31 protein-coding genes are annotated in these 24,628 nt (G+C 52.1%); 30 read left to right on the forward strand and 1 reads right to left on the reverse strand.

Features of this window, described 5'->3' with window-relative positions; translation table 11 throughout:
- Positions 1-461 precede the first annotated feature (461 nt).
- The 29 genes from ACJO5Y_RS02905 (at position 462) to ACJO5Y_RS03040 (ending at position 22,893) form a co-directional block, all read left to right on the forward strand.
- Positions 462-776 carry a hypothetical protein gene (locus ACJO5Y_RS02905; protein WP_406984913.1) on the forward strand — a complete coding sequence of 105 codons (315 nt, stop codon included), beginning with the start codon at positions 462-464 and terminating at the stop codon, positions 774-776.
- A 1,358-nt stretch (positions 777-2,134) separates the two neighbouring features.
- Positions 2,135-2,686 (forward strand): hypothetical protein, encoded by a 552-nt coding sequence (locus ACJO5Y_RS02910; protein ID WP_406984914.1) that lies wholly within the window; start codon positions 2,135-2,137, stop codon positions 2,684-2,686.
- Between the two features lie 85 nt (positions 2,687-2,771).
- A complete protein-coding gene (locus ACJO5Y_RS02915; protein WP_406984916.1) occupies positions 2,772-2,999 on the forward strand; it encodes a hypothetical protein in 228 nt (75 codons plus the stop codon).
- A gap of 116 nt (positions 3,000-3,115) precedes the next feature.
- Positions 3,116-3,517 carry a hypothetical protein gene (locus ACJO5Y_RS02920; protein ID WP_406984918.1) on the forward strand — a complete coding sequence of 134 codons (402 nt, stop codon included), beginning with the start codon at positions 3,116-3,118 and terminating at the stop codon, positions 3,515-3,517.
- Positions 3,518-3,625: 108 nt separating this feature from the next.
- Entirely contained in the window at positions 3,626-4,006 is a 381-nt protein-coding gene (locus ACJO5Y_RS02925) for a VOC family protein (RefSeq protein ID WP_406984920.1), read from the forward strand.
- 16 nt (positions 4,007-4,022) lie between these two features.
- Positions 4,023-4,334 carry a hypothetical protein gene (locus ACJO5Y_RS02930; RefSeq protein WP_406984922.1) on the forward strand — a complete coding sequence of 104 codons (312 nt, stop codon included), beginning with the start codon at positions 4,023-4,025 and terminating at the stop codon, positions 4,332-4,334.
- 121 nt (positions 4,335-4,455) lie between these two features.
- Positions 4,456-4,665 carry a hypothetical protein gene (locus ACJO5Y_RS02935; RefSeq protein WP_406984924.1) on the forward strand — a complete coding sequence of 70 codons (210 nt, stop codon included), beginning with the start codon at positions 4,456-4,458 and terminating at the stop codon, positions 4,663-4,665.
- 118 nt (positions 4,666-4,783) lie between these two features.
- On the forward strand, positions 4,784-5,407 hold the full coding sequence (locus ACJO5Y_RS02940) for a DUF1780 domain-containing protein (protein WP_406984926.1): 624 nt from the start codon (positions 4,784-4,786) through the stop codon (positions 5,405-5,407).
- A 70-nt stretch (positions 5,408-5,477) separates the two neighbouring features.
- A complete protein-coding gene (locus tag ACJO5Y_RS02945) occupies positions 5,478-5,984 on the forward strand; it encodes a DUF2199 domain-containing protein (RefSeq protein WP_406984928.1) in 507 nt (168 codons plus the stop codon).
- Between the two features lie 120 nt (positions 5,985-6,104).
- On the forward strand, positions 6,105-7,067 hold the full coding sequence (locus ACJO5Y_RS02950; protein WP_406984930.1) for a calcium/sodium antiporter: 963 nt from the start codon (positions 6,105-6,107) through the stop codon (positions 7,065-7,067).
- A 116-nt stretch (positions 7,068-7,183) separates the two neighbouring features.
- On the forward strand, positions 7,184-7,888 hold the full coding sequence (locus ACJO5Y_RS02955) for a hypothetical protein (protein WP_406984931.1): 705 nt from the start codon (positions 7,184-7,186) through the stop codon (positions 7,886-7,888).
- Positions 7,889-8,161: 273 nt separating this feature from the next.
- Entirely contained in the window at positions 8,162-8,620 is a 459-nt protein-coding gene (locus ACJO5Y_RS02960) for a hypothetical protein (RefSeq protein ID WP_406984932.1), read from the forward strand.
- 285 nt (positions 8,621-8,905) lie between these two features.
- A complete protein-coding gene (locus tag ACJO5Y_RS02965; protein ID WP_406984933.1) occupies positions 8,906-9,466 on the forward strand; it encodes a hypothetical protein in 561 nt (186 codons plus the stop codon).
- 261 nt (positions 9,467-9,727) lie between these two features.
- On the forward strand, positions 9,728-10,153 hold the full coding sequence (locus ACJO5Y_RS02970; RefSeq protein WP_406984934.1) for a hypothetical protein: 426 nt from the start codon (positions 9,728-9,730) through the stop codon (positions 10,151-10,153).
- The gene (locus ACJO5Y_RS02975) at positions 10,150-10,746 is read left to right on the forward strand and encodes a glutathione S-transferase family protein (protein WP_406984935.1); all 597 of its coding nucleotides are present in this window, start codon (positions 10,150-10,152) and stop codon (positions 10,744-10,746) included. The genes ACJO5Y_RS02970 and ACJO5Y_RS02975 overlap by 4 nt, the downstream gene beginning before the upstream one ends.
- A gap of 34 nt (positions 10,747-10,780) precedes the next feature.
- A complete protein-coding gene (locus tag ACJO5Y_RS20835) occupies positions 10,781-11,239 on the forward strand; it encodes an Rv1443c family protein (protein WP_504928329.1) in 459 nt (152 codons plus the stop codon).
- A gap of 98 nt (positions 11,240-11,337) precedes the next feature.
- Positions 11,338-12,015, forward strand: a complete 678-nt coding sequence (locus ACJO5Y_RS02980; RefSeq protein WP_406984936.1) for a class I SAM-dependent methyltransferase — start codon at positions 11,338-11,340, stop codon at positions 12,013-12,015.
- A gap of 97 nt (positions 12,016-12,112) precedes the next feature.
- Entirely contained in the window at positions 12,113-12,652 is a 540-nt protein-coding gene (locus tag ACJO5Y_RS02985) for a GrpB family protein (RefSeq protein WP_406984937.1), read from the forward strand.
- 96 nt (positions 12,653-12,748) lie between these two features.
- Positions 12,749-13,162 carry a GNAT family N-acetyltransferase gene (locus ACJO5Y_RS02990; RefSeq protein WP_406984938.1) on the forward strand — a complete coding sequence of 138 codons (414 nt, stop codon included), beginning with the start codon at positions 12,749-12,751 and terminating at the stop codon, positions 13,160-13,162.
- A 185-nt stretch (positions 13,163-13,347) separates the two neighbouring features.
- Positions 13,348-14,202 carry a class I SAM-dependent methyltransferase gene (locus ACJO5Y_RS02995; RefSeq protein ID WP_406984939.1) on the forward strand — a complete coding sequence of 285 codons (855 nt, stop codon included), beginning with the start codon at positions 13,348-13,350 and terminating at the stop codon, positions 14,200-14,202.
- An 8-nt stretch (positions 14,203-14,210) separates the two neighbouring features.
- On the forward strand, positions 14,211-15,746 hold the full coding sequence (locus ACJO5Y_RS03000; protein WP_406984940.1) for an N-acetyltransferase: 1,536 nt from the start codon (positions 14,211-14,213) through the stop codon (positions 15,744-15,746).
- Between the two features lie 333 nt (positions 15,747-16,079).
- Positions 16,080-17,639 carry an NAD(P)H-dependent oxidoreductase gene (locus tag ACJO5Y_RS03005; protein ID WP_406984941.1) on the forward strand — a complete coding sequence of 520 codons (1,560 nt, stop codon included), beginning with the start codon at positions 16,080-16,082 and terminating at the stop codon, positions 17,637-17,639.
- 532 nt (positions 17,640-18,171) lie between these two features.
- Positions 18,172-18,885, forward strand: a complete 714-nt coding sequence (locus ACJO5Y_RS03010) for a glutathione S-transferase family protein (protein ID WP_406984942.1) — start codon at positions 18,172-18,174, stop codon at positions 18,883-18,885.
- 112 nt (positions 18,886-18,997) lie between these two features.
- Positions 18,998-19,408, forward strand: a complete 411-nt coding sequence (locus tag ACJO5Y_RS03015; protein WP_406984943.1) for a hypothetical protein — start codon at positions 18,998-19,000, stop codon at positions 19,406-19,408.
- 50 nt (positions 19,409-19,458) lie between these two features.
- Entirely contained in the window at positions 19,459-19,935 is a 477-nt protein-coding gene (locus tag ACJO5Y_RS03020; protein WP_406984944.1) for a GNAT family N-acetyltransferase, read from the forward strand.
- Positions 19,936-20,143: 208 nt separating this feature from the next.
- Complete coding sequence (locus ACJO5Y_RS03025) at positions 20,144-21,463, forward strand: glycerophosphodiester phosphodiesterase family protein (protein ID WP_406984945.1); 1,320 nt, start codon at positions 20,144-20,146, stop codon at positions 21,461-21,463.
- 12 nt (positions 21,464-21,475) lie between these two features.
- Complete coding sequence (locus tag ACJO5Y_RS03030; protein ID WP_406984946.1) at positions 21,476-22,090, forward strand: GNAT family N-acetyltransferase; 615 nt, start codon at positions 21,476-21,478, stop codon at positions 22,088-22,090.
- The gene (locus ACJO5Y_RS03035; protein ID WP_406985037.1) at positions 22,018-22,239 is read left to right on the forward strand and encodes a hypothetical protein; all 222 of its coding nucleotides are present in this window, start codon (positions 22,018-22,020) and stop codon (positions 22,237-22,239) included. Before ACJO5Y_RS03030 ends, ACJO5Y_RS03035 begins: the two co-directional genes overlap by 73 nt.
- A gap of 18 nt (positions 22,240-22,257) precedes the next feature.
- The gene (locus tag ACJO5Y_RS03040; RefSeq protein WP_406984947.1) at positions 22,258-22,893 is read left to right on the forward strand and encodes a LysE family translocator; all 636 of its coding nucleotides are present in this window, start codon (positions 22,258-22,260) and stop codon (positions 22,891-22,893) included.
- Between the two features lie 3 nt (positions 22,894-22,896).
- Here the strand turns inward: ACJO5Y_RS03040 and ACJO5Y_RS03045 are convergent, their stop codons facing one another.
- Positions 22,897-24,075, reverse strand: coding sequence for a magnesium transporter (locus ACJO5Y_RS03045; protein WP_406984948.1), 1,179 nt, complete (start codon positions 24,073-24,075; stop codon positions 22,897-22,899).
- 149 nt (positions 24,076-24,224) lie between these two features.
- Between ACJO5Y_RS03045 and ACJO5Y_RS03050 the strand changes: the two genes are divergently transcribed.
- Entirely contained in the window at positions 24,225-24,617 is a 393-nt protein-coding gene (locus ACJO5Y_RS03050) for a VOC family protein (protein ID WP_406984949.1), read from the forward strand.
- Positions 24,618-24,628: the final 11 nt, after the last annotated feature.

A 24,628-nucleotide genomic window follows, 5' to 3' on the forward strand; every position in this document is an offset into this window, starting at 1 on the left:
GAGGTTGTTGAATTGAGATATGAGTCAGTGGAAAAGTGATCATTCAGACTCATATACAAATGTTAGGCAGTAATGATGAGTCAAGAGCAGCTATATAAAAACTGGCATATACCATTCGTTCCGCTCGGGCGAGAATGCTGCATTGCTAGAGACAATGCAGCTGAAGTCATCACACGAATTTACGATGATCGATTGATCTTTTTAGGCTACGACGCTTTCACCGTTTTCCCTGACGGAAATAGGCAACCGAGAACTGATTTTTGTGCCTCTTTTTCCGCTAACAATCAGCCAAGCCTTGATGAAGCATTAAGCTCGCTTACAGCAGATCCGTCGCAAGTGACACATTATGTTTTTTACTTTAAATTCAGTGCCTAACAAGGGCAGGCACGGCGACGCCCACTACATTGCACCTTCGGCTCCATTCCGTGGGCGCGCATGCTGCAGGCGTTAAGTGTAAAGCCATGATCGAAGTTGATACCGAAACTTGGTCTGTTCATGATCCAGATAGGATTTTGGAAATAGCCTTGGGAAAATCTCACCTTTCTGCGAGGGTAGAGCCAAGAGAGGATTTGCTGTTTTTCGAGCACAAGTCCAAGCCAATAAATGTCGATTTTGGTTTTTATGGCAATGAAGCGACATTTGATGGTGAGTGGGTGGTGTACGTTATAAATACATCACTCGAAGAACCTTGGAGTCAGCCGCTTGAGAGAATGGCTTCAAGTAGTTTTTTAAAGGGCATCGAGAATGTTCAAAACACCGTGGCAAAATACACTTAACCAATCATTCCAGTTCGTTCCGGCCCTGATGGGCCTCCACCGGACGGCCTTTGCTCCGCTTCGCTTCGCAAAGGCCGCCGCTGAATCTTGGCGTTAAAGGCCTTGGCTGTGGTGTTCATCGGTTGGGTGTTTTGGCGCGGTTTGGGTGGGTGCCTGCAGGCAGAAAACAGCCCTCAGTTTGGCAACGGTTTTGGCCGGTATTTTGGTGTTCAGGTCGCGGGGCAATCCGGCGCATTCGTCGGGCACTTTCCGCGTATTCGGTGTTCTGGTTCCTGGCGCAATGGGTCAAGCTGGCACACAGTATCGGGAGTGGGCATTCAGCACTGGGTGCCAATACAAAACAACGGGTAACCGGCCCTTAACCAGTCGGTCAACCGGACGCCAAAAGCGTACCGCTTTTGGTTCCCTTCGCTGCGCTACGGCGCCGGTTACCATCAGCGTTAAGTGTTTGAGGGTGTTTTGGTCCGCGTCATCCTGATAGCAATATTTACGGTAGTTGCGGTTTCAGCTCTGCTAGGTGCTACGGTGGCATCTCTAAATGCACACCCGTTTTGGTATGTCAGCAGAGCAAGCGCCTTTATGGTTGGCTTGGCTTTAGGAGTGTTTTCGAGCACTCGGTTGCAGGAAGTCAGTAGGCTGTCTGAGCGTGGCCTTTGGGCCTCTCTGCTTGGTGTGGTAGTGGCTTTTCTTTCGCTACCAATACTAGACGCTATGGAACCTACTCTGGTTTCGAATCGGTCATATGGCCATGTTATAGGCAGTATTGTATTTGTACTTTTGGGTCTTCTAGTGACCAAATTTATAAGCAAAATTATTCACTTAACAAATGCAGGCAAGGGACGCTCCTAACGTCGCGCCCCTGCTGCTGGCGTTAGGCACACAAGCAATGAATATCTATTTTTTAACGAGGTGGGGTAACGGGGAGGAAGATGACGGTCCTGATTCAAGCAACGACACTCACCTGATAGTCCGGGCGAGTAGCTTGGGGCGAGCGAGCGAATTGGCCGATCCCTATTTGCACCGGCTGCCTGAAAGTACCGAGGAAGGCAGAAAGGTCGCAATGTTTACACAGTGTGCTGTCCTACTCGGAGCCACTAATGACGCGAAGGAGCTGGAGGGCGTGATCTGTTGGCCATGGTACAGTTTTTCTCCGCCGCAATGTTGTGCTTCTACATGGGTAAGGGATTCAATAGCAGAAGGCTGGCTCACTCACGAGGAGTATTATGGTGAACCACCGCCACTTAACGAAAATGCCTAACCATGCCAGGCACGGCGACGTCTACTCCATTGCGGCTTCGCCTCCATTTCGTAGCCGCGCGTGCTGAGCGGCGTTATGCAAAGGGAGTAACGGTCGATTAATGGAAATTATAATTAACCCTTTTGGTGACCCCTCGCGGCATAAAATTGAGCGCGAGAAGGAGGAAGTTGATAGCCTTCTTCAAAAACTTGAGAGCTACCCGGGCGGTTATATTCCTGCTGAGGTCGGCACCAAGGACATCGGCAGAGGGGCTGACTGGCTAGTTGTCTCCGTGACAATTCTCTCAGGTGCAACCGGTCTATTTTTTGCCATTCCCGCAGCCCATAAAAAAGTCAGAGAAACATTAGAGGAATGGGACAGAATCTTTAGAGAGTTCAAAAGGCTGCTTGATTGGCTTTCTATTAAAAAGCCAGTAATGCTGCCTGATGAGTACCTGTTTTTAGAGGCACTATCCAAACTAGATGAGGAGTGCGAAGCCTCGGAATTGGTGTTCTTGGGAGTCAATAGAATCCCAACAGACAATCCGAGTCTCCAAGGACTCGAAGACATGGTTTTTAGCTTTCAAGATGGAGGCATGATTGAGAGTGTAGCCGTTTCTCGATCGGGCAAAATTCTCTGGCACCATAGTGTCGAGTCAGCAGGTAGTGCATAACAATTCGCGGCACTCGGACGCACTAAAGTGCGCCGGTGCGCTCTGGCGTTATGCAGCGTCGATTGGCACAGCAGGTACTGGCTTTATGAATGACGATATGCTGCCCCCATGGCTTCAGTATCCTGAAATACCGTTGGGGTCTATTGGTTGGCGAATGGGGCCTGGTGAAGAGTATTGGTATCAGTTCGTTGACTGGTACGGCAGGCTTAGTGCGAGAGAACGAGAGGAGTACAAGGCACGCTACCCCAAACCAGAAAGCTGGAAGGTGTTTTGGCCATATATCCCTGAAAAGCTTGAGGCCTATCTTGGATAAAATGCATAACCAGGCATTCCAGTTCGTTACGGCCCTGGCGGGCCTCCACCGGACGGCCTTTTCTCCGCTTCGCTGCGCAAAGGCCGCCGCTGAATTTTGGCGTTAGGAGTAAATGAATGGAAGCCATCTTTCGATCGCTAGTAGTCACTATGGCGCTCCTCACGGTAATTTTTTGGTCAATGCCATACGTCGATTACATGTGGTTTTCGGTTGAGCAACTTCAGCTCCTTGATCAAGGCGGCTTAGGATCTGTCATTCCAGGAAGTGAACTAGCATATTGGGGGGAATTAGCTGTCTGGCTCGGTTTGTCTGTTGGGCTGTTCTTCTACATCAAAGTAGCTAGGATTGGATTTTTGGTTTTTTACTGCCTAGTCATCGCCCGAAGCTTTTTCGACGGAGTCCAAGTGCTTTCACCTTATGAAACGGCGATATCATCGATCCTTGGTTTGGCAGATGGAGCTATCTTGGCCCTAGCTTACCTCACTTCGATTGCTGCCAATTTTGAGCGGAACTCCTAACAAGTGCATTAAGTTTGTTCCGGCCCGATGGGCCTCCACCGGACGCCCTAGTCGGGCGCCGCTTATGCAAAGCGTTATGAGTATCCACACTCGTGAAGGGAGTCATCGGTGTTTAAAGTAAAAGCAACCCAGCATGTTCTGGCGGTAAAGGATCTTGAGAAGACCGAGAGCTACTTTCTCGACAAACTTGGGTTTTCCGTCCGGTTCCGTGTGGACGGCTGGTCGTTCCTGAGCCTCGGCAGTTTTCACGTAATGGTGGGGCATTGCCCGGACGAACTTCCGGCTCGTGATACGCATGAACATTCGTACTTTGCCTATGTGAACTGTGAGGGCATCGACGAAATTTACCGTGACTATCAGCAGAGCGGCGCGGAGATTTTCCAGGCAATATCTGATAAGCCTTGGGGCTTACGTGAGTTTGGTGTAGCAACACCAGAGGGTCATCGAATCATGTTCGGTGAAGACATTGACCCATCAGAGAACTCATAACCAGGCCATGCACCGGATGCCAAAACCTCCGCTTCGCTCCGGTTTCGTCACCGGTGATGGCAGCGTTATGTACAGGGCAGTCAAAGGAGCCGTGGTGTCACAGAATAACCTTCGTGTTGTTGTCGCAAGCGATATAAATCCTCGTGACGGTATTGGGGTCGAGATTTACATCGATGAAGATCTGATTCTCGAGATATTCAGGGACGATACGGACAGGACGAGAACTGTCACGGTTTTCAAAGAACCTGTATCCCTCGAGGTAATGGAGGAAAGCATTTCAATCTTTAAAAGAGAAATTCCATGGGATTTCATCGAGTATGAAGAATGAGGTGCTGGTCCGGTCACAGACATAACAATACGCACCAGTTCGCGGCCTACGGCCGCCGGACGCTCGCAAGCTCGTGCCGCTGTGCTCCGCATTATGTTGCAAAACTATGAATAGAGAACTTATGGAAAAAGAGTTCTACGAAGGCAAAAGGAGTAACAGAATCCCTTTTGTCATCAATGACTCCGTGGAGATTTCCGACGGCCCGGCCAAGGGTAAGTTAGCAGCTGTCATATCAATTGAGCCTGGCGACGATGGAGTCTCATATTTAGTTGAGCCCGGTGACGGCTCAGGGGACTTGATCATCCCGGCCGAGCAATTAACGTTAAAGTAGCGCTGTTGGAAATTGCAACATAACAAGTCGCTTAAGTCTGTTCCCGGCCTGACGGCCGTCCAGCGGACGCCACTGTCGTGGCGCCGCTTAGCTCAGCGTTAAACACAAGGGAAGCATCATGGAAGATGATGAGTTCATCAAAGAAAGAATCGCTTCACTGGAAGAATCGGTAGAGTATTTTGGTGCCGAATACAAAGCCGAGCGCGAGCGGTGGGTTGTTCAGACGTTTCTCGAAAATTTGAACATTCATCACTCTGAAGAGGACGTTACCTCTCCAGAACAAGATCCACCTAATGTTGTCGTCATTGGTGGTGCTTTTGAGGTCAAAGAGATACTTGATCCGGGCCGTAAGCGCCATAAGGAATTCAAAGATGAACTGGAAAGGGTCAAAGAAATTAGCGACCCTCAAGATCTTCTGACTCCTTTCAGGCCCAAAGATTCGTCGATTACCGAGATTTATCAACGTTGCTTGGAAGAAGCAAACAAGCTTAACTTGAAATACGCATCCAGGGACCGTGAATCGATGGATCTCCTGTTTTATGTGAACTTGAAACATATCTTCGGGGTTAAGGAAGAACCGTATCCGGACGTTTCCGAGATCCGGAATTGTGGGTGGAGGTCAGTATCATTTGTGAAAGGCCAGATTGCATGTTGTTTTTGCGCCAGCGAGCTTGCGCCTGAATGGTTACAGCAAGCTGTCGGTAGTATCCGCCACAAAGTCTGGGACCTAGACAATGTTTAACAAATGCAGGCAAGGGACACTCCTGACATCGCGCCCCTGCTGCTCGCGTTAGCCAAAAAAGTTGGAGATCATGGCAGGTATTTTCAGTTTCAAATGCTCTTGTTGTGGAGAGGTACATGAAGGCTCTCCCAGTTTCGCATTTCGGGCTCCAGATCCTTGGCTTGAGCAACCGGAAGAAATTAAATCCACCGGTAGAATTGGAGATGACCTGTGCTTCTATGAAGACGAAGATGGTTGGCATTTTTTCATTAGAGTGATTATTGAGATTCCTATTTATGGAGTTTCTGAGCCGTTCATGTGGGGTGTCTGGGTCTCCCTGAGTCGGGAAAGTTATGAGCACTATGTTGAAACTTGGGATGAGCCAGACACGGATAGAGCTTATTTTGGTTGGTTCTGCAACTACCTTCCCTATTACGAAAACACCTATGCGCTAGCAACCGATGTGCATCCTCGTTCAGATGGCTCTCGGCCTTATCTGACGCTACATGAGTCGGACCATGAACTATTTAGAGATTTTGAGAATGGAATCAGCATCCAAAAGGCACAAGAAATCGCGGAAACCGTCATGCATGGCTAACCAGGGCTCCAGCCGACCGGTTTTCCGCTGCCGCTCCAAACCGGCGGCTGAGCCCGAGCGTTAGGCAGTCCAGACTGATGCAGCCATTTTTATTAAGTGCGCAACCGGAAGCTCAAAATCATGTTGAACCTGCTATTTGTCGCTATCGGAGTGTTGCTTCTGACTAGTGGCGGTGAGGCACTTATCAGAGGATCTTTGGCAGCTGCAAATCGACTGGGGATTTCTCCTCTGCTCAGCGGCTTGTTAATTGTCGGTTTCGGTACGTCTGCGCCAGAGTTGGTGGTCTCAATTGAGGCTGCTCTTAGTGAGCGGCCCGACATCGCAATCGGTAACGTTGTGGGGAGTAATATCGGCAACATCCTGCTGATACTAGGCTTATGCGCACTGATAACGCCTCTTGCTGTCAAGCCGCTCGTATTGCGGCGTGATGGTGTCACGGTTGTCGCGGCTAGCATTTTGTTTCTTATTCTTGTCGGTGGGGATGCTTTGGTAAGGTCTGACGCCACCATATTCCTTCTGGCGCTCGCCGCTTATCTGATCTGGGCTTATTGGACCGAGCGCTCTGGAGAAGCGCCTTCCGCAGGGTTACACATAGCTGAAGGGGAGGAAGTTACTTCTCTGCCAAAAACAACGCTATGGATAGTCATGGCGGTTGTGTTGGGCTTGGTCCTTTTGGTTGCCGGCTCACAAGTACTGCTAAAGGGAGCCGTGGGAATAGCCGAGTCGTTTGGTGTCTCAGAAGCTGTGATAGGTTTGACCCTTGTGGCGGTTGGCACGTCTTTGCCCGAGCTTTCGATATCAGTAATCGCGGCGTTCCGCCGACATGCCGATGTTGCTATTGGGAATATCCTAGGCAGCAATATTTTCAATCTCCTGGGAATACTCGGAATTTCCGCGTTGCTACAGCCGCTTCCAGTCCACGAGCGAATCCTTCATTTTGATCAATGGGTCATGTTAGGAACGTCGCTGATTCTGTTGTTCTTTCTATATACGGGAAGTCGGCTTAGCAGACTCGAAGGAGGGTTGCTCCTGCTGGGCTACGCTGTATATGTAAGTCTGAGTTTCACGGTATTCGGTACATAAACTATGCGAGCGAAAATGACTAACCAGGCCAAGCACGGCGACAGCTTTTTCGTTTCGGCTTCGCCTCCACTACAAAGCTGCGCGTGTTGGCGGCGTTAGATTTTCGAGGAGCCAACTTGGATCCAACTGAAAGATATGTTGAGCGGCACCTACGCCATAGGGGTTTTAAAGACATTACTTATGAGCCAGACGGTAACGTACCGCCCGATTTCTTACTGGACGGCACTATCGCTGTGGAAGTTCGCCGTCTGAATCAAAATCACTTCGATGGTGGGGAATTTAAGGGCTTAGAAGAGGTGGAGATACCACTCTGGAAAAAAATTGATGACCTTACCAAAAGCCTAGGTCCACCTTTGTTTGGGCAAAGTTGGTTTGTTTTTTTCCGTTTTGCTCGCCCAGTAGCGCCTTGGAAAACTCTTGGTCCAAAGATAAAAACTGCTCTCCAATCATCTGCCCAGAATCCTCTTCAAGAAAAAGGGACTATTTTTCGGGATGGAGATTTTGAACTCGACATTTTTCCGGCCAGCAACCCGCATTCAACAATGTTTTTGATCGGAGGTTGTAGCGATGAAGAGTCTGGCGGTTTGGTCTTAGCTGAGATGGAAAAGAATATTCGCTACTGCGCTGAAGAGAAGTCGAGGAAGGTCTCTAAAATCAGAAGTAGATACCCAGAGTGGTGGCTTGCATTAGTAGACTATGTTGGCTTCGGGATCAACGACTACGATCTGGAAATGTTTCGTAATCAGGTCCAAATTGAACATGATTGGGACAGACTTGTGGTAATCGATCCTAACGACCCAACTAGATACTTTGAAATCTAACAATCGCAGGCACGGCGACGTCTTTGCCTCCATTCCAAAGCCGTGCATGCTGCGGGCGTTTTAGGGAGCCGAGTTACCCTATCGGGATAGAGCACTCTTTATTCGCTCGCAAATTAACTCAACCGTCTTCAGAACCGATGAACCGTCGGTATGCCAAACTAGGAGTAGAGATTGATGGGAAGCTCTGTTTTGAAAACAGCCATTTTTTGCCTCGGTGTCTCAGTACTGCACGGGTGCGCGTCAGGATATACTCTGTCACAGCAGTCTCTGCAGATGAAATCATCAATGACTGAAAGGAACGCGATGAATATAATCCGTTCTAGCCTTCGCGGCAACGAATCAGCAAAAGGCATGTGTAACGCACACACCAATCGAAATGATCAGCCCGCGCAGTTGGTTGGTTTTCGTGATATGGATGTTGTGTACACAAGCACAGAAGTGAGTTTCAAGGGTTTTGAAAATATTCGTAATTTAATGGAAGGGAGAGACTTGGGCAGTGAATTTGAGGACCAGATTAAAACATACAGTCTCAATTTAAGTGAAGTGAATAAAGTAAGGGTGATGAATGATGTGGATTACCCGAACTGTCCTAAGAAGGGCGCAATCATCACCCTTTACACGGGAGTCGCAAATTCAATCAAGGCCCATATTGGTTCCAATGAAGACGAATTCATGGCCGCCATCAGCTCTATTTCACCCGAAGCGAGGTTGATGGAGGGCGTAGGCTTGTGAAACAGCGCCGCTCCATCTATCTATGCGGGATTCAGCCTTGTCCACCGGTGGGTATGTAATTGGGGCGACCTGCATGTTCGTCATAAGCGTTCGGATTATCGATGCGCTTCCCTAACAGTGGGTGAAGCCGACCGATACTTCGCTGCGCTCCGTCCCGGCCCGGCGGCTTACTTAGGGCGTTCTACCTGATCATGAACTGCTTTTGGAGATTCGCGCCACATAGGTGCTACGTTTGCTTCGCTGAATGGCGTATGCATGTGTCCACAGTACTAAAAAGGAAAAGAAATGTTTAAAAAATATGTGATCTTGGCTTTGTGTACTCTAACAGTTGGCTGTCAAAGTATGATGAACACTGACTTCTTCATCAGCAATGAGCAGATGATTGATATGTATCCAATTGGTGAAAATAGTGGTTATCTAGTTGCTCGTATTGGTATAGAGGACGCGAATGAAGTGCCGGGATCAGTTTTTCTGCATATGAGACACCAAGAAAATAGCGGCTTGGGCGCTGCAACTGAAATTAGAATGTTCCCCAACCATGATCCTCTGGTCGTGATGCGAGTTCGCTCAGGAACCTATACGTGGGAAGATGTGGACTACATGGGCTACGGCTATTCAATGGACCTTAAAGGTACGGAAGTCCAAGTTGCACCCGGCAGCTTCAACTACATCGGCGACATCTATTTTAGCGTTCAGAAAAAAGAGTCCGGACGATTCTTTGCTCGTATGGGAGGAGCCGATAAATCAGATGTTGTGGAAGATCAAATTCAGAAGACCTTCCCTGTGTCCTCGGAAAAGTATCCGTTTCTGAACCAAGTGTCTATTCCAAAGCCGGTGGGTGGGTAAACGAACACAGTTTTGAGGTTAGGCAGATAGGCGATTGTCAGCCAGAATGCTCTAACCAGTGCAGCCACGGCGACGCCCACTACATTATCACCGCCATCCTCGCCCATTCGATTGGCGCATGGAATAAGATCTTGGTTGGGAGCAGGCCGAGTGGTATTTCGAACAGCTACAAACATAACCTGGCCAGTCACGGCGACGGCTACTACATTGAGGCTGCGCCTCCATTCCGTAACCGCGCGTGCTGAGCGGCGTTAAACGATTATGACATCAGCTCAGAAAGTTATCGTTAAAAACTGGAAGTGCGCCGGTATTTTCTTGCTGGTCTTGGCATCAACTTTCCTGCTGCCTTCAGATCATCGATTATCTGCTGGCCTTGCAAGCGGTTTTGTTTTGGTGCTGATGCTGGCATTCAACCCTGAGTTTCGGAAGTGGAAAGGGTATGGGCCGAGAGGTCTACGCCTGGGCCAATATCTACAAGAGCACGGAATTTTGCAGCTGTGGGTGGTCGGATCTTGCCTTTTTGTGCTGCCAGTTCTTATTTACCGGATTTATAGCTCAGGCGGCGACGCTTGGGGATTGTATGCGCTCTGTTTCTTTCTTTTAATCGGTCCCGTTGTAGTTACTTCGGAGATCGAGAGGTATCGGGCTGCGGGCCCAGAGCGTTACATAGCAAAGGAGAGTGCGTGAAAATTTACGGTGATACCAAATCAGGCAACTGCTACAAGGTTCAGCTCGTCTGCAGCCTGCTGAATATTGACCACGAATGGATTGATGTCGATATCCTGGCTGGCGACACTAAGTCTGACGAGTTCTTGAAAAAGAATCCCAATGGCAAAATACCCTTGCTTGAGCTTGATGAGGGCGAGACCCTTGCTGAGTCAAACGCCATTATCAACTACTTGGCAGGCGGGTCAGCTCTCTATCCAGAGGGAAGTCTGGCTCAAGCACGCGTCCTGCAATGGCAATTTTTCGAACAATACAGCCATGAGCCGTTTATCGCGGTAGCCCGCTTCATCAATAAGTACCTTGGGCTTCCTGAGGAAAAGGCCGCCGAATATGCTTCAAAGCAAGCTGGCGGCCACAAGGCGTTGCAAGTTATGGAGCAGCAACTTAGAAAAACACCATATATAGCAGGTGAGAACTTTACCACCGCAGACATTTCGCTTTATGCATACACACACGTAGCTCACGAGGGCGGCTTTGAGTTGGAGGCCTATCCGGCCGTTCTAGCATGGCTAGACCGGGTGGCTTCATTGCCGAATTTCAAAGGTATGGTGTGATTGCATGTAACCATCACAGTCTCGGAGGGTAGTGGTGAAGTTTCAAGTATCGAGCAATCTTGAAGTCAGTCCGAAGGAGGTCGGCGGACTTCTTACCATGAAGGGGGTCAATACGGAGCTGAGTCCTCTCATCCGCATGACCGCACCTCCCAAATGGTCTAACCAGGCAATCTTTGAGTGGCCTACAGGCAGGATACTTTTTTCCAGCTGGATACTACTTTTCGGATTTATTCCCATCGATCGGCATACGTTCTTTTTCCAGAGCATTGATCGCCAACGTGGTTTTGTGGAAGAGTCCAGTTCTCTAACCAACAAGTTGTGGCACCATTGTCGGGACATTGATTTGAACGGGTCATCTTGCCGGGTTACCGATACCGTCGAGTTCCAGTGTAGGTTGCCCCTATTGGCATATATTCTGGCACCGGTTTACCGGTTCGTCTTCAGGCACCGTCATAAAGTATTGAGGTCGCACTATGGGGGGAGCGACAGTTAACCATGCCAGTCACGGCGACGGTTACTGCATTGCGGCTTCGCCTACGTTCCGTAACCGTGCGTGCTGAGCGGCGTTATACAGACTAGGGAGAGTCAGAATTGAAGTTAGCAAACGTAGTCCCATGGGGTCGGTCTTTTGAAGAATACCAGGCAATGTTCGGATTATCAGAAGATGATCTGAAAAAGCGGATTCTTGGCTGTGGTGACGGCCCAGCGAGCTTCAACGCGGAGGCAACGAAACGGGGGAGCCAAATCACCTCTTGTGATCCGGTGTATCAGTTCGAGACGAAGGAGATACGTCGCCGGATTGATGAAGTGTATCCGGACATCATGGCTAAGATGAAACAGGGGGCAGACGGCTATATCTGGGACTCACTGGGCAGCGTTGAAGAGCTTGGCAACGTTCGGATGAAAGCCATGTCGAAGTTTCTTTCTGACTTTGATACCGGTTGTCGCCAAGGGCGGTATGTATCAGCATCATTGCCTTCGTTGCCATTCCCTGACTCCGATTTCGATCTGGCTCTCTGCTCCCACTACCTTTTTCTTTACAGTGCCCACGTAGATGAGGTGGCTCACCTGGCATCAATGCGTGAGCTGTGCAGAGTTGCCTCCGAGGTTCGCATCTTTCCGGTTATCTCTCTGGATGGAGAGGCCTCGAGGCATTTGGATTCGGTCATGACGGCACTATCCGCAGACGGTATTGATGTTTCGCTGCAGGCTGTGAGCTACCGTTTTCAGAAAGGCGCCACTGAGATGTTGGTGGCAAAGTCTGTATAACCAGGCCAGTCACGAAGACGTTTACTACAACGCGGCTTCGCCTCCATTCCGTAGCCGCGCGTGCTGAGCGGCGTCATATTGCTATAGATGGTGGGTCATGGACGAAGAAGAATCCCTGAATAGAGCAATTCAGGAGCCGGTGACAATCTTCTCGTATGACGAGAACTGGCCAACCATATTTGAAGAAGAGCGGGACCGCCTCCTTCGCTTGTTTCCTGATTACTTTTTGGCGATTGAGCACTTTGGCAGCACAGCAGTACCTGGCCTTTCAGCCAAGCCGATTATCGATATTCTGGCTGGAGTAGATTCGATATCGCGTGCCGATGAGTTAATGGAACCGTTGTGCCATGCAAAATATACAACATCAATGGAGTTCAATGCCTCGTTAGTTGGTCGGCGTTGGCTTATGCGATGGGCCGAGGGGCGCCGGACACATCACCTGCACCTTGTGGTTTACGGTAGTCAGGAATGGGATCGGCGCTTGGCGTTTCGGAACATACTTCGTGCCCATACTGAACTAGCAGAACAGTATGAGCAGAATAAGCGGTTGTGGGCGGTAGAGTTCAGGTCAGATAGAGAGGCATATACTGCGGCTAAGGCAGATTTCATACGGGAGGCACTGAAAGGTGCAACATAACTAAGCCAATCACGACGACAGTTTTTCCGTTGCGGCTTCGCCTCCACTACAAAGCTAGGCGTGTTGGCAGCGTTATAAATCAGGGAGTAGCCATTGATGGAGTGGCGCAAGGACGATTACCTAATCACTGACGATAAATCCAAGGTGCAACTGGGTACTGTCCAGCGCTTGCTTGCAGCGACATATTGGGGAGGTCGCCGTCCCGTAGAAATTGTAGAGCGCATGGTTGCTGGCTCCATTTGTTTCAGTCTTTACCATGGAACCACGCAAATTGGTTTTGGGCGTGCAGTCACCGACAGTACTACGTTTACTTGGGTGGCTGACATTGTGATTGAGCCGGGGTATCGGGGTACCGGTCTGGGCCAGTGGTTCATGGAGTGCTTGGTTGCGCATCCAGCTATCGAGGGTACTCAAATGGTGCTGCAAACCCGTGATGCTCAAGGGTTGTACGAGAAGTTTGGTTTCTCTGGGAATAGTGCTCTCATGAGCACCAAAGTCACTGATTCATAAAAAATCATTCAAATTCGTTCTGGACTTCCCCCGGTGCAGTGAGCCCGGGGGAAGAAGACTCAAAGGTACAGCATTGAGTTTAAAGTGAACTATCATACCCTCACTGCACGCTGAAAATGTGTTGACCCTCACGTAACGTGTGGCTTTAGCCTGCCCCTGTTCTTTGATTACACAGGAGGTAGGTCATGCAAACAATTCACCCTCGGAATTCCGCACAGCTTGTTGCTATTGCACGGGCTGTCCACCAGTTGCTGGATGAGCCCCGGATTCTAGATGATTCTCTGGCTTTGTCTCTATTGGGTACAGAGCTGCGGGACGCTGTGGTCGTGGACCCTTTCCAGTATAACGACCCAGGCGCCCGCTCCATGCGCGCCGGTATAGTTGCCCGTACCCTGCTTGCAGAGGAGTATCTGGATGTTGCAGTGGCGGATGGGGTCGGGCAGATCGTAGTCCTTGGTGCGGGAATGGACAGTTATGGGGTGCGGCAGGGCACAACCATACCCAAGGTGTGCCTGTTTGAGGTGGATCGCCCTGAAATGTTGACCCAAAAACAAGCCATGATCACTGAATCGAGTCTACATGTTCCGCATAACCTGCGTTTCGTGCCCGCAGATCTGCAACAGGATGACTGGGTCGATGTTTTGGTTCAACACGGGTTCGACAGGCACAAACCTGCAGCCATCAGTTGCCTTGGGCTGACCCCTTATTTGGATGTGGAACAAGTGCGTCGATTGCTGTCGGAGGTGTCGGAACTCCCGCCCGGCTCCTGCCTGGTTTTTGATTACCGCGTTTGCACTGAGTTGCTCAATACCATCGAACAGGCGATTGTGGCTTTCTCCGAACGCGTTTTTGCAGCGATGGGCGAGCCCTGGCTTTCACAATTTGCTCCTGCTTCCCTCGTGGAGGAACTGGAAACCATGGGCTTTGCTGAAGTCCGCAATTTTGATGTCACGGAACTGAATCGAAGATATTTTGCCCGTCGAAAGGACGGCCTGCAGGTTGCTGGTGGTGGTTTTAACTATATTGTAGCCCGACGTTAGGTTTGAGAATGTTCGGGGTGGTTAAGGGGGAGATCATGGGTGGATCTAGAGGGCGAGGCAATATGCGGGCTGGCGCATTGGCAAAACGTGCGGGCACTACCGTAAGAACGTTGCACCACTACGATGAAATTGGTCTGCTCCGGCCGTCTTCCCGTACCGGGGCTGGCTACCGTCTTTACACGGATGATGACATCGGGCGGTTACAGAGAATCCAGTTGCTGAAAAATCTTGGATTCGCCCTGACAGAGATAAAGAGCCTGCTGGAAAGGGATAGAGATTATTCTATCAAGGCTCTCGTTGCTGATAATTTATCTGCCGTCAACACCCGCATCGCTAGCGCGGTTCGCTTGCGTGAACAGCTTCTGCGCATGCAGGAACTATTGGATCAGGAGACTGAACCCGATACGGAAGCTGTTCTAGACACGCTCGAACTGCTTAATGCCTATGAGCGTTACTTCACCCATGAAGAACTACAGGAACTGCGCTTCTACACCCGTCAGAGGACCACCAAAATCCGCTGGCGTCGGTTGCTGACGGAACTTGCTGCGTTACGTGAAAAGATTGTGTTTCCCAGCGATCGTCGAAGTCAGGACTTGGCAGTACGCTGGATGGAACAGTTGGAACAGGATACTGCTGGCAATCCTGAGTTACTCAGAAAACTAACTCTGATGGCGGAAAGGGAGCAGGCTTTGCAGGTTTATCTGGGTATCAACATTAAACAGATCACTTTCATTCAGCAGGCTTTTCAGGAACACAAGTTGGCTATTTTCAAGCGCCACCTGAGTCCGGGAGTATATGCCTATCTGGCTGAACGATACGCTGGGCAGATGGAGCGCTGGCCGCCTCTGCTTGGCCGCATAAATCGGCTGCTTGAAGAGGGTGTCAGTCCGGAGAGTGACAAAGGGCAGGATGCCGCAAGGGAATGGGTAGACATCTTCGTGGGGTACGCTGGTCCAGATCCAAAAGCACAGGCCGAGATCCGTCAAATACAGATGTCCGAGCCCGAGCTACGCCGTGGCACCTGGCTCAGTGATGAAAGGCTGGCTTTTCTGCAGAGCGCGCTGAAAACGCTCAATGGCAATTCACTCGAAGCCGCATCAGGCACTAGTGACAACAACCAGATGATTAGAGAGTATCGAGAAGCGGATATCGATCAGATCCTGGATATCTGGCTTTCAGCATCGATTAAGGCCCATGACTTTGTCGAATCGGAGTTTTGGGTATCAAAGGTTAGCGATATGCGCGGTGTATACATCCCTGCATCGGAGACCTTTGTATTTGAATCCGACGGTCAAATCGCCGGATTCTATAGCCTATACGGGAATACTTTGGCCGCAATCTTTGTATCGCCACACATGCAGGGTAAGGGCGTGGGACCAGCCTTGCTTGATGATGCCAAGAGTAGAAGAGAGAGCTTGCAGCTCACCGTGTACAAGGAGAATGCCCCAAGCGTCAAGTTCTATGAGAAGCATGGATTTATTTCAATTGGTGAGCAAATCGATGAACATACTGGTCACCCTGAGCTCATCATGGAGTATCGCTAGTCTTGTTCGGCTGTCAGGCGCTTACAGCAAACGCATATAGGGGCTCTCTTACGCGGTTCTCAACCACAACTTGACCGCCCGTCTCAGGTTCCGGGCGTGCAGATCGATTCCACAATAATGGCGGTGGGTGCTATGGTAAAAGTTCATGAGTCTTCTCCCTTGTGGTGCTTGGTCGCCTTCCAGCTTAGCGGGCAACCGATTAGCCAACTATTTGCGCGCAAAGGGGATGAGCACACAGCTTCCGTGGTGCGGACTCGATCTCGGCGCTGTGCCAGATGAATGATCGGGGCCGAAGTCACGTAAGATCGTAGGAGAGCGTTCAGGACGAACATAATGCTGGCTGAGAGACTCGAACCGACTGAGCGGCCGATAAACGTGCTGGTTATTCTTGGGCATCCCCGTGCCGACAGCTTTTGCGGAGCGTTGGCGGAGGCCTTCTGCCAAGGCGCGCGCGCGGCGGGGGTGCAGCTGCGCAGGCTAGACCTATCAGGACTGGATTTCGATCCTCATTTGCACACTCCCTCCCCCAACGATCAGCCGCTCGAAGATGACCTGTGCAGGGCGCGGGAGCTCTTACTTTGGGCGGATCACCTGGTCATCGTTTACCCCACCTGGTGGGGCACCGCTCCCGCCCTGCTCAAGGGCTTTCTGGATCGGCTGATGGCACCAGGCTTTGCCTTCAGGACCTGTGAAGGCGGCATCGGCTATCAAGGGCTGTTGCAAGACCGTTCCGCTCAATTGATCACCACCATGGATACTCCCCCGCTTGTGCATCGGTTGCTGTACCGGCAACCGGGTAAGAATGCCCTGGCCCGGGCGACCCTGGGCTTTTGTGGCATGCGCCCGGTGCGTTCGCTGGTATTTGGCTCCGTCAAGAACGCCAGCACGGACCAACGCGAGGCCTGGCTCGCCCGCGCCGAACGACAGGGCCGGCGGCTACAGCAGGGTCGGATCACCAGGATGGAACGGCTACGGCACAAAACTGGCGCCTGGCTGCGAAGCCTGCGACTGCAGTTCTATCCGATGTCGTGGGTGGCCTATGCCATTGGCGCGCTCGCGGCCTCCCCCGGCAGCCCAGTGCTCGGGACGTCGGTGTTCTGGGTCGGCTACCTTTGCCTTTTCCTGCTGGAGGTGGCAACCGTGTTGGTCAATGAGGTGGTCGATCTGCCCACGGATCAGCGCAATCGCTACTTCAACGCTTTCACTGGTGGGTCGCGTGTGCTGGTTGACGGTTCGCTGAGCCAGCGGGAGGTCAAGGCCGGGATTGGCGTTGCGCTATCGGGCCTGTTGGCCAGCACGATCTGGCTGCTGTCGCTATCCGCGGCGGCTCCGGCTGCCATTATCGCGGTGCTTGGCGTCCTGACCGTGCTGGCCATCGGCTACACGGCGCCGCCGCTGAAGCTCAGCTATCGTGGTTTGGGAGAGGTGGACGTGGCGGTCACCCACAGTATCGGCGTGCTGCTGTGCGGCTACTTATTCCTGGGTGGGGCCTGGCACGACCCCACGCCATGGCTCCTGAGCGTGCCGATGTTGCTGGGAATACTGCCCTCCATCACGCTGTCGGGCATACCGGATCTCGATGCGGATGCCTTGGTGTCCAAGCGCACCTTGGCGGTACGCTTTGGATTCAAGAACGCGCTGCGTATCGCACTCTTCTTCGTCTTACTCTCCGCCGCAACCGCGCTGGTATGGGACGTTTGGGGACTGGCCGGTGGTGCCTACACCGGCATTGTGTGGCTGGTCGTCCCTCACGCCGCGGTGCTGACGTGGTTCTTGTATCGACATGTTCGGATTGATCGCGCCCCCGGTCGCATTGATGGGCTGATGGTTGCTTCGCTTGGCTACGTGGTGTGGTTTGGGCTGGTTCCATTACTGAGGCTGGCACTACTATAAGCATCCGCAGGCTGAAGACGGCCAAGCACAGCTTGCTTAACCGCGCCTGTGGAGTCTCGCCAGTGTCCTCTGAGGCAACATGGGAAATCCTGCCCGATGCAGTAACTCAGTACTATGAGGAAGAGCCTGCGAATGCATAGCAATCGCAGGCCTGGTAAGGATCTCTAGAGAAAACCTGTAATAGCGAAGTTCTAGCCAAAACCAAGAAAGGAAAGAATCACTACAATGATAACGACTGCACCGATGATATAGACGATATTGTTCATTAGTAGATACTCCTTTTCATCAACCCGACATCGCGCTTCTCCCCTTCCGTGTGGCGCGCGATATAACTTCTTGCGGAGGCTACTCCTTTGCTTCATCTCAGTTCAGAGTAGATTATCGGCTTCTTATGGTCTGTTCGCTGGCGAACTGAGTTGCGAAAAGAAAGGTCAATGAATGATGCATAGCCAACCGCTGTTGCCGGACAATTTTTCCACCGGTCTAAGCTTGGGTGCACTGTATTTGGGAGAATCAGACTCGGGGGGATGCCGTGATCGAGATACATCAATTCGCGCCGGGGTGGGGTTTGAATGCAAGCCCGTTCTGTCTCAAGGTGGAGACTTACTGTCGTTTGGCAGGGATTCCCTACCAGACCAAGAGCACTCTTCCTTTCAAGGGGCCAAGAGGCAAGCTCCCATTCATCATTGACCAGTCACAGAAAGTTCCCGACAGTGGCAACATCCTGGCGTACCTGAAGATGACATACGGTGACCCGCTAGACGGACAACTTTCCGCGGCTGAATTAGCCTCCGGCCATTTGCTGCGTCGTACGTGTGAGGAGAGTCTTTACTTCACTATCGTCTTGTCACGGTGGATAGACGACAAGTACTGGCCCAAAACCAGGGATGCGTTTTTTGGCATGGTGCCATCCGCGGCTCGCCACTTGGTGGCGGGTGCGGCGCGAAGAAGTATCAGAAAAAGCCTCATCGGGCAGGGTTATGGTCGCTATCCATTGGCTGAGGTCTACGCCACCGGCATTGCGGATCTTACTGCGATGGCCTGGCAGCTAAGTCAGCACAAGTATGCAGTAGGTGACCAAGTGACCTCGTTTGATGCGATTCTTTATGCGTTCCTTTTCAACATCGCACGGGTACCGCTAGAGACGCCGCTCAAGCATGCTGCATTGGAGGACGCCTCGATTCCTGCGTACTTGGAACGTATGGATGACGTGCTCAAGATGAAAGATGGTACCAATAGAGTGTAATCGGTCGCGGGGTACTATCTGATTTTGGTGAAACCCGTTTCGCCGGGCAGGGTTTCATAACAGCGGCATGAGACTTTTGGTCCCGGTGAGTTCAACGTTAATTGGGAAAGACATGGAACCCGTCATCCAGGAAGAAGTAACCGGCTGCGGCATCGCTGCAAGTGCCGCAATTGCCGGTGTCACCTATGCTGAGGCCAAAAAGAGAGCGAATGCTCTGGGTATTTATGCCGCAGACACAGCGCTTTGGTCGGATACTGAGTACGTCCGAAAACTCCTGCGTGAGTTCGGCATTTCGGTTTCTCCCAAAGAAACGCCATTCGAGTCCTGGGAGCGCCTTCCGGACAAGGCACTCATGGCCATCAAGTGGCACACGGAGCAAGGCAAACCATTCTGGCATTGGGTAGTGTTTGTCAGAGAAGGCGGCAAAGAAATGGTGCTGGATTCCAAAAAAACACTGAAATCAAATACTCGCTGGGACTTCGGGCGCATCAAGCCCAAGTGGTACATTGAGGTAACCAATTAACAATTCGCGCCAGTGCGCGGCCGGTCTTTCAAAGTTGCATTGGAGTATTGATGAATTTAGATGGAATAGTTGTGAGGGAAGCACGGAGTGAAGACCATGATTCCCTAATGGCTCTGGAACAAAAAGTGATTGACGCTGAGCGTCCATTTAACCCGTCTCTGAAAGAACAGGATGCTTACTATTACGATATCGAAAAACTGATGACTGATCAGTTCAGTAGGTTGGTAGTGGGAGAAATTTCTGGAGTCGTTATCGCCACTGGATACGTTCAGGTCCGCCACTCAAAGCCTGCCTTGGAGCATGATAGTCACGGATACCTCGGTTTCATGTACGTGGCTGAGGAATATCGAGGGCTTGGGCTGAACAAAGTGATTTTGCAGGATCTGGTTCGTTGGGGCCAATCTCAAGGAGTCACCAACTTCTATCTCGACGTTTACGCGGAAAATGGATCTGCTGTTCGGGCATATGAGAAGTTTGGTTTTCAGGGATCCCTGCTGGAAATGAAACTGGATATTCAGAAAACATGACCAGTGCAGGTCACGATTACAATATTGATGGCTTTTACCGTGGACATGTATCTGTATAACGAGGCCGGGCCAGGCACTGCGACGTCTTTTGCGTTGCGGCTTCGCCTTCATTTCGCAGCCGCGCGCCAGTCACCAAATCGTCACTACAACGTAACCCACCCCGCTGATAGTAGTCGTGGAGTGTTATTCATCACATAGGGAGCTTGTTATGAAGTTACGCATGTTACTGATTGTGGCATTACTGATGTCACTGTTTTCCCTCGCCAATGCTGCGCCGGGTGGGCATGGCAAAGGCGAGAACTGGGTGCCCCCGGGCCTGGAAAACTGGGACGACAAGTGGCCGGATCTGAATGGTAAATTCCACCGAGGCAAGCGCCAGGTTCATCTCGGACCCAGGCCTTTCTGGTTGGTGAATGACATGGACGAGGGGCCACTAAAAGACACCCTGCAGTCCTGCCATGGCAAAGATTTCAGGCCCACGGATTTCTCGATCGGTCACCGGGGTGCGCCCTTGCAGTTCCCCGAGCACACCATGGAGTCCTACGTTGCAGCCGCTCAAATGGGCGCGGGTATCCTGGAATGCGACGTTGCCTTCACCAAGGACAGGGAACTGGTCTGCCGCCATGCCCAGAACGATCTTCACACCACCACCAATATCGTGACCATTCCCGAACTGAACGCCAAATGCACCCAACCGTTTGTGCCGGCTGATCCGGAAAGCGGCACCGAGGCGCAGGCAGAATGCCGTACCAGCGATATCACTCTGGAAGAATTCAAGTCTCTGGAAGGCAAGATGGACGCGTTCAACCCAATGGCAACCACCCCTGAGGAGTACCTGGAAGGGACGGCCGACTGGCGTACCGAGTTGTACAGCAGCCGCGGCACTCTGCTGACACACAGGGAAAGCATCGAGTTGTTCAAGGCGTTGGGTGTGAAGTTCACACCGGAACTGAAAACACCTGTGGTGGAGATGCCGTTTGAAGGGGACTATAGCCAACAAGACTATGCCCTCCAGATGATTCAGGACTACATTGATGCGGGCGTAAGTCCGGCGGATGTATGGCCGCAGTCGTTCCTGCTGGACGACGTGCTGTTCTGGATCAACGAAACGCCCCGGTTTGGAAAACAGGCGGTGTTCCTGGACCAGGCCCCGCTGACGCCAGAAAACTCGTCCCTGGCCTGGATGGAGGATCTCTCCGCACAAGGGGTTAATATTCTGGCACCGGCACTATGGAAGATGCTGACCCTGGATGGCCACCAGGAAATCGTTCCGTCGGAGTACGCGGAAAACGCCAGGGCTGCGGGGCTGGACCTGATTGCCTGGACGGTTGAACGCAGCGGACCGCTGGCTGACGGAGGGGGCTGGTACCATCAGACCATCACTGACGCCATCAATAATGATGGTGATGTTTTCACAGTGATAGATGTGCTGGCCCGCGAGGTCGGGGTAATTGGTATCTTCTCTGACTGGCCTGCGACCACCACCTTCTATGCCAATTGCATGGGGATTGCTGGTCGGGGGCACTAGGCAAACCGGGGCATGAGCCGAGCGTTAAACGAACTGAGGGGCAGGGTAGTGGAGTTAACAACCAGGAGGTTCCTGCTCCGTGATTTCAATGACACGGATTCCGATGCTTTTGAGGCGTATCATAGTGATCCTCGCTCTCATGAGTTCTATGGAACGGAACACACGACGACGGAGCATGCTCGTAAACTTCTTGAACTTTTTCGAGCATGGGCAGCGGAACAGCCAAGGGTAAATTTTCAGCTTGCTATCATTCGGCGTAGAGACCCCCAAATACTCGTCGGCTGTTGTGGCTTGCGGAGCGGTGGTGAGGAAGAAGGTACTGCAGAGCTGGGAATTGAACTGGCACCGGAGTATTGGGGGCGGTATGCGTACGCTACGGAAGTCATGCATGCTTTGGTTGAGTTTGGGTTTGGTACGCTTAATCTTCATACCATATACGGCGGCACTGTCAGTGCTAATTCGCGCATAGCACGCCTTGTAAATGCACTGGGTGCTACGGCAATCATACGGCCGAGCCCTGAGTGGATGCGAAGCAAAGGCTGGAGTCATGTTGAATGGAGAATCACCCGAGACCAATGGGCGAGTTTTCGTTTAACAAGCGCAGGCACAAGGGGGGGAGGGGCATAAAAGAGAGTGATTGGAAAAAGTTCAAAGTCATCAGGGAAAAAGCCATAGAGCAGTTCTGCACTCAGGCCCTGGATGAGTTTGAAGAGGTCATGGAATTATCGGACGAATTTCGGGATCAAACGGACCCCAAGCGGTTCGGTTGGGAGTAAATACAGGGAAGCGCCAATATGTTTGATTACTCAATTGTACATTGGATGACGTTTTTGTCTGCGGCGGTTCTTCTGAATCTTTCCCCGGGCCCGGATATCGCTTTCATTCTAGGGCAGACGCTACGTGGCGGACGTCGACATGGGTTTGCTGCGATGTTCGGCATATGGTCGGGGGCGGCGTTACATGTAGTTATGGCGGCGGTGGGGCTTTCGGCAATCCTTGCTACCTCGGCTCTGGCCTTTTCTGTGGTTAAGTGGGTTGGGGCGGCCTATTTGATATGGCTTGGCATCAAAATGCTTCTGTCGAAAGGTGACTCATTCATCTCGAGTGACGGAGGCGGCAGTCTACGGATGCAGTCGGTCTATTGGCAGGGGATGCTGGTTTCCGCTCTTAACCCGAAAGTCGCCATATTCTTCCTTGCTTTCTTGCCACAGTTCGTCGTGCAAGGTGCCGGCCCTGTCGGTGCTCAGCTAATATTGCATGGCAGTCTGATTATTGTTGTTGCGGCTTTTGTCGAGCCTCCGCTGGTCATGGCAGGTTCAAGATTAGGAGCGTTCTTGAGGAAAAACCAGCGAGTTGGCTTGTGGATGGATCGAAGCCTTGGAGCCTTATTTGTTGCCTTGGGAGCGCGCCTCGCGGCTAGTACAAAATAAAGCCTACAGCACCAGCGAGGTGGCCAGGAACAGCATCAGACCCATGCCGATGATGTCGGTAAAGGTGGTCAGGAAGATACTGCTGGCGGTGGCCGGGTCGGCGCCGAAGCGTTTTAGCAGCAACGGTACCGCGACGCCGAAGATGCCGCTGCCAATACAGGCGCCGATCATGGCAATGAAAATGACGAGGCCGAGCATGGCCGGGTTGGCAGAGTCGGTGGACAAGGCATAGGCGAACATGGCGATGCCGGCGATCACGCCCACGGCGGCGCCATTGAGCGCGCCCAGCAGGATCTCTTTGCGCAACAACCGGCTGATCGGATAGTCCTGTATCTTCCCGAGGGTGATGCCGCGCAGGGTGATCGCCAGCGCCTGACAGCCGGTGTTGCCGCTCTGGCCGGCGAGCACTGGCAGGAAGGCGGCCAGGGCGACGATCTGTGCGATGGTGCTTTCGAACATGCCCACCACGAAGGCGGCAGCGAAAGCGGTGATCAGGTTCACCTGTAGCCAGGGGTGGCGCATGCGGAAGGCCGCCATCACCGGTGTATTGATTTGCTCTTCCTTCGCTACACCATACTGTGAGCCGGCCTGGGCGGTGAGTTCCGAAGCGATGCGTTCATACAGCTTCCAACCACGCACCTCGCCCACCACGTGCTGCTGCTCGTCCACCACCGGGTACATGCGGTAGTGCCGGTACTGCACTTCGCCGATTGCTTCCTCGATTGGCGTGTCCTGGTGAAAGGCGAAGGGCTCGCGCACCATGATGCTGGCAAGGGCCTCAGAGGGTTTGGCGAGAATCAGGTCGCGCATGCCCACCACCCCCACCAGGCGATGCTCCTCGGTCACGAAAATGTAACTGATCTCGGAGACGTCGGCGCTCTTTACCATGAAGGTCAACGCCTCGGCGACGGTATAGTTGGCCGGCAGCATCGCCGCCGCCGGGGTCATCAGCTCACCGATGGTTTCTTCCATGCCGGTCAGCACCGCGCGGGTGGCCGACTCGTCCGGGGCGGCTACTTCGGCGAGGTGGGAGGCCACGGTGAGGGCCTGTTCAGCGGGCAACCGAGAGAGAATGAACTGGATATCGTCCGCTGGCAGCCGGGCCAGTTCCTCGGCCGCATCCAGGGGTGTCAGTTCGCGAATCTGTTCGACCCGTTCGATCAATCCCATATTATGTGACATGGCTTGGTCCGTCATCGCTATTGATAACCAGACTATATCAGGCGGATTATGGTGGGGCGACACGCCCTGATCGCTGGCGTGGCAGGCTTCAACAATCGGCTGCATAGCGGCGGGCGTTGATACGGCTCACTCGGACTGATGGTAACTGTATGCGAATAGTAGTGAATATAGACGTTCCGGAGCTTGCGCCAGCTATAGACTTCTACTGCGCTGCTCTGGATTTGGAGCTCAGCCGGATTATTGATGACGACGTCGCAGAGCTTACAGGCGCCTCTTCAGTCATTTACCTTCTGGCGAATGTCACCGGATCTGTTACCAGCAGTTCCGTTGCAGAGGCACGTCGATACTCAAGGCATTGGACACCTGTGCATATTGATTTTGTCGTCGGCGACATATTGAAGGCCGCTGACCGGGCGAGAAAGGCGGGTGCAAGCCAGGAAAGTGAGTGCATAGCTTGGAGAGGTTCAAAATGCATAACCTTCTCAGACCCGTTTGGTCATGGCTTTTGTCTGATTGAGTTCGATGGGGAAACCTATCGTTAAGTCGCGGCCTG

Source organism: Marinobacter alkalisoli, assembly GCF_045449855.1.
GTDB lineage: Bacteria > Pseudomonadota > Gammaproteobacteria > Pseudomonadales > Oleiphilaceae > Marinobacter.